Raw genomic sequence first — 4,223 nt, forward strand, 5'->3', positions numbered from 1 at the left:
ATTAATCAAAACAAGCCTATTGCTGTGCAGACTGCCGCACAAGTATTGGCGCAGGCACAATATGAACTGTCTAATGAACTTGAAGCAAGTTTAAAAAAGCTCAAACAGGTGATCAGTGAAAGCGAAAAAATTGCAAATAAGATTAGTAATTTATTAGGCGAAGAAAATAGTCGGCAGCAATGAGGTGATGAAATTGGGAAATGCAGCTGCACCCAATGAAAAGAAAAAGATACGAGTCATTCTTATTACAGATGGTGACCGAGTAGCTCAGGAGGCTGTGGAAAATATTGGAGCTGCTTTAGGGTTACGATGTATTTCGGCCTCAGGCGGAAATCCAACACCGATTAGTGGCAAAAAAATTGTTGAACTTTTAAAAACCGTTCCTTATGATCCAGTACTGGTTATGTTTGATGATAAAGGCCGTCGGGGAAAGGCAGAGGGAGAACGGGCGCTTGAATATGTTGCTAATCATCCGGATATTGAGGTTTTAGGTGCGGTAGCTGTAGCCTCCAATACCAGTGATATTCACGGAGTTTGTGCAGATGCCTGTGTTGACTGTCAAGGACATGTAATTAATTCTTCGGTTGATAAAAACGGGGAAATCAAAGATAAAAGTGCTTGCAACTGTGAGCCGGTGATTACCGGTGACACTGTAGATGTGTTAAATGATGTAGAGGTACCTGTTATTATTGGTGTAGGCGATATTGGAAAAATGGATAAACATGATGATTTAACACGAGGGGCTCCTATTACTCGTAAAGCAATTGAAGAGATTTTAGAACGGAGTGGCATTGATTATGTCAGATGAAAAGAAAGTAGCAAAAGAACTTGACAGTAATATAAATTATATAAAAGAACTCCTGGGAGTGGGCGAAACTTTTGATATTATTTTTCGTGAATATCGAGCAGGAAAAAAACGGGCAGCTTCGTTTTCTATAAATGGTATGACCAATGACGTAGTGTTATCCAATGTGTTCGAAGAATTAACCGCTTATAAGCAAGAGGAGTTAACCATTAACACCTTCCAGAAACTGTTTTATTCGCGGGCAATTCATTCACAGGTTAAATTGGTTGAAAACATGAATGATGCTATAACCAGTCTACTGTCAGGTGAGCTGCTGTTCTTTGTTGAAGGGGAGGCGCAAGTTATGGTTATTGATGCTCGCGCTTATCCTGTTCGGGCTCCTGCTGAGTCGAATATCGAAAAGGTAACAAGAGGTTCACGGGATTCTTTTGTTGAAACAATTGTTTTTAATACCGCGTTAATCCGGCGACGGTTACGCGACCCCAATCTTAGATTTGAAATTGTTAAAGTAGGAACACGTTCACAAAGTGATATCGCTGTTGCCTATATTAAAGATATTACCAACAGGAAACTGGTTGAAACCGTCAAAGAGCGGCTTAACAATATTAATATTGACGGCGTACCTATGGCGGAAAAAGCTATCGAAGAATATATTGTGGGAGGCAGCAAGTGGAATCCGTTGCCCAAAGTGAGGTATACGGAACGGCCAGACGTGGCTGCCGTTCATTTGCTTGAAGGACATGTGTGTTTAATTGTTGATACTTCGCCTAGCATTATGATTTTACCTACAACATTTTGGCATCATGTGCAGCATGTGGAAGAATACCGGCAAAATGTTGTAGTTGGTACTTACCTGCGGCTGATCAGGCTGGCGGGGGTTTTATTGTCTTTGATTCTGCCGCCTTTATGGCTGGCTGTAGTGCTAAATAGGCAGCTTTTGCCTGAATCGCTAGCTTTTCTAGGGCCGCAGGAATCAGGTATTATTCCGATCGGCATTCAATTTATCTTGGCTGAATTCGGGGTTGAATTGGTTAGAATGGCAACTGTACATGTTCCGACCGCACAATCAACGGCTTTAGGGTTTATCGGAGCCTTTATGCTTGGCGATATCGCTACTAAAGTAGGATTGTTCGGCAATGAAACCATTTTTTATACAGCAGTAGCTGCAGTAGGTGCGTTTGCTACTCCCAGTATGGAATTTGCCATGGCTACCCGCCTCTTTCGGGCCCTGATTATCATTTTGGTCATGTTTTTCAAACTCCCAGGGTTTATTGTCGGAGTTGGAGCGGTGTTTATATTGCTGTTGACAACATCATCTTTTGGTATTCCTTATTTATGGCCGGCTATACCCTTTAATTTCGGTGCGATGAAAGACGTATTATTCCGTTTGCCTATACCTAATAAAATATTACGTCCGGCCGTACTAAAGCCTCAGGATGAAGACCGGCTTGAAAGCACCGGAGTACAAGACAATACTGAGGATAACAGTCAGAAGGATAAAAAGTAAAACAAATTGAAAACCAATGCCGCCTCAAGATTTGGGCGGCATTGGTTTTAAGCTATTTACCACGAAAAAATTCACGGATACGTCCCATGCTTTCATTGATGTTAGCCAAATGTTCTTTGAATGCGTTTTTATTTTCGGCATTTACAGCATCCTTCATTTGCTGTACTATTGAATGGGTTTTGGTTATCTCGCCTAAAATACCAACCTGTTCTAAGCTAGGTTTTCCTTTTTCCCAAGTTCCCTGTAATTCCTTTACTTTAGCAAAGGCTTTTTCCCAATCTTTTGTTTCTACGTAGAAACTGACATTACGTATTCCATTGCTAACGGCAATAATATCGGCAAGTGGTGATAGTTTATAAGACTTGCTAATATCACCGATACTACCCATAAATGCAAGTAAATTTTCGTGAGATTCTTTGGTTTTTTCCGAAAAGATGGATGCAGTCAGTTTATCAATAGCCTCATCGGCTTCCTTTACACCTTTTTTATCACCAACTGCGGCTTTCGTTTGCTGCCAAAGCGTTTGCAAATTGGTGAGCCCGGCCTGAGCCTGTGACCAATCTTCTTTATTGATACCTTCAAATATAACTCCAGCAGTGGCTTCTAGATCATAGAGTTCGGCAGGTGCTGAAAAAAATCTTTCGGCAAAAGGTGGATTCGGTTTAGATTCAACTGGTTTGCCGGCGGGGCCTATTTCCGGTTTGGGAGCAGGTTTAGATGTGCCAGGAGTCAGGCTGCAGCCAGCCAGTAATAAGAAAATTAAAGTAAGTGCTACAATTTTTATCAGTGATAATACCCACATAGAAGTAGATGCCTCCTTCATTTTAGGATAAAGAAATTCTCGGATATGTTTATTTTGAACAGGTTTTGTTAATTTTAGTATAGAAATAATCTACTGTTACATTTTGCTTTTGCTTGCTTTTTTAGTATAATTTAGTAGTACGTCGAGTGAATGAGAAATAAGGAGGTCTCCCATTGTTTGGTTTTGACGCCGATATGATATTTAGAATCCCAGCATTATTAATTGCCCTCACGGTGCATGAATATGCCCACGCTAGGGCTGCAGTTATGTTAGGCGACCCGACTCCGAGGTTTATGGGGCGGCTAACACTTAATCCAGTCTCACATCTGGATCCGATTGGGCTGTTAATGCTGTGGCTATTTAAATTTGGCTGGGCAAAGCCGGTGCCTATTAATCCTGGTAATTTTAGAAATTATCGCCAGGGTGTGTTACTTGTATCGCTGGCAGGTCCGGTATCTAATATGCTGTTAGCGCTTTTAACGGCATTTATCATAACCATTTTTGCCAAACTGCAGTTGCTACATGGCGCTTGGGTGAAGATTTTATGGATGACATATAGCTATAATATCATTTTAGCTATTTTTAATTTGATACCTATACCGCCGCTTGATGGGTCCAAAGTATTGGCAAGTATCCTGCCAGGTCGTCAAGGACAATTCATTGAGCAAATGGAACCATATGGTCCCTTTATTTTAATCGCGCTTGTTTATATCGGCGTTATTGGGATGATTACCTATCCGCTGCAAAGCGGTTTATCCTATGTAATTAATACCATTGTTATGACAATTTTGTAACCGGAGGAGATACATTTGACTAAAAAACGTATTTTTAGTGGCATGCAGCCGTCAGGCAACTTTCATATGGGTAATTATCAGGTACTTAGCAATTGGATCAAATTGCAAAAAGAATATGATTGCGTATATTCAATAGTTGACTGGCATGCGCTTACCTCTTCGTATGAAGATACCAGCAAACTTCCCGAGCGTATCGAGAATATGGCATTGGATTGGCTGAGTGCTGGTCTTGATCCTGAGAAGAGCATTATCTTTGTTCAGTCACATGTAAAAGAACATGCTGAGTTGCATTTATTGTTATCGATGATGACTCCG

General features: G+C 40.9%; 4 protein-coding genes and 2 pseudogenes. 5 read left to right on the forward strand and 1 reads right to left on the reverse strand.

From position 1 onward, the window contains the following. The 3 genes and pseudogenes from AC29Z1_RS14480 to AC29Z1_RS14490 form a co-directional block, all read left to right on the forward strand. A pseudogene (locus AC29Z1_RS14480) lies at positions 1-183 on the forward strand (hypothetical protein); the annotation flags it as partial. 10 nt (positions 184-193) lie between these two features. Then, on the forward strand, positions 194-808 hold the full coding sequence (gene spoVAEA / locus AC29Z1_RS14485; protein WP_488272165.1) for a stage V sporulation protein SpoVABEA: 615 nt from the start codon (positions 194-196) through the stop codon (positions 806-808). Next, positions 798-2,312 carry a spore germination protein gene (locus AC29Z1_RS14490; protein WP_488272166.1) on the forward strand — a complete coding sequence of 505 codons (1,515 nt, stop codon included), beginning with the start codon at positions 798-800 and terminating at the stop codon, positions 2,310-2,312. Before spoVAEA ends, AC29Z1_RS14490 begins: the two co-directional genes overlap by 11 nt. A 52-nt stretch (positions 2,313-2,364) precedes the next feature. Here the strand turns inward: AC29Z1_RS14490 and AC29Z1_RS14495 are convergent, their stop codons facing one another. Continuing rightward, the gene (locus AC29Z1_RS14495; protein WP_488272167.1) at positions 2,365-3,114 is read right to left on the reverse strand and encodes a hypothetical protein; all 750 of its coding nucleotides are present in this window, start codon (positions 3,112-3,114) and stop codon (positions 2,365-2,367) included. A 173-nt stretch (positions 3,115-3,287) separates the two neighbouring features. Between AC29Z1_RS14495 and AC29Z1_RS14500 the strand changes: the two genes are divergently transcribed. Together AC29Z1_RS14500 and AC29Z1_RS14505 are read left to right on the forward strand one after the other, a co-directional pair. Continuing rightward, positions 3,288-3,908 carry a site-2 protease family protein gene (locus tag AC29Z1_RS14500; RefSeq protein WP_488272168.1) on the forward strand — a complete coding sequence of 207 codons (621 nt, stop codon included), beginning with the start codon at positions 3,288-3,290 and terminating at the stop codon, positions 3,906-3,908. A 15-nt stretch (positions 3,909-3,923) separates the two neighbouring features. Further along, a pseudogene (locus AC29Z1_RS14505) lies at positions 3,924-4,223 on the forward strand (tryptophan--tRNA ligase); the annotation flags it as partial.

The sequence above is a fragment of the Sporomusa sp. genome, assembly GCF_057736855.1.

Excerpts from the sequence above, each read along its gene's own strand:
- AC29Z1_RS14490 (WP_488272166.1), top strand. The coding sequence starts at position 798 with ATGTCAGATGAAAAGAAAGTAGCAAAAGAACTTGACAGTAATATAAAT.
- AC29Z1_RS14495 (WP_488272167.1), bottom strand. The coding sequence starts at position 3,114 with ATGTGGGTATTATCACTGATAAAAATTGTAGCACTTACTTTAATTTTC.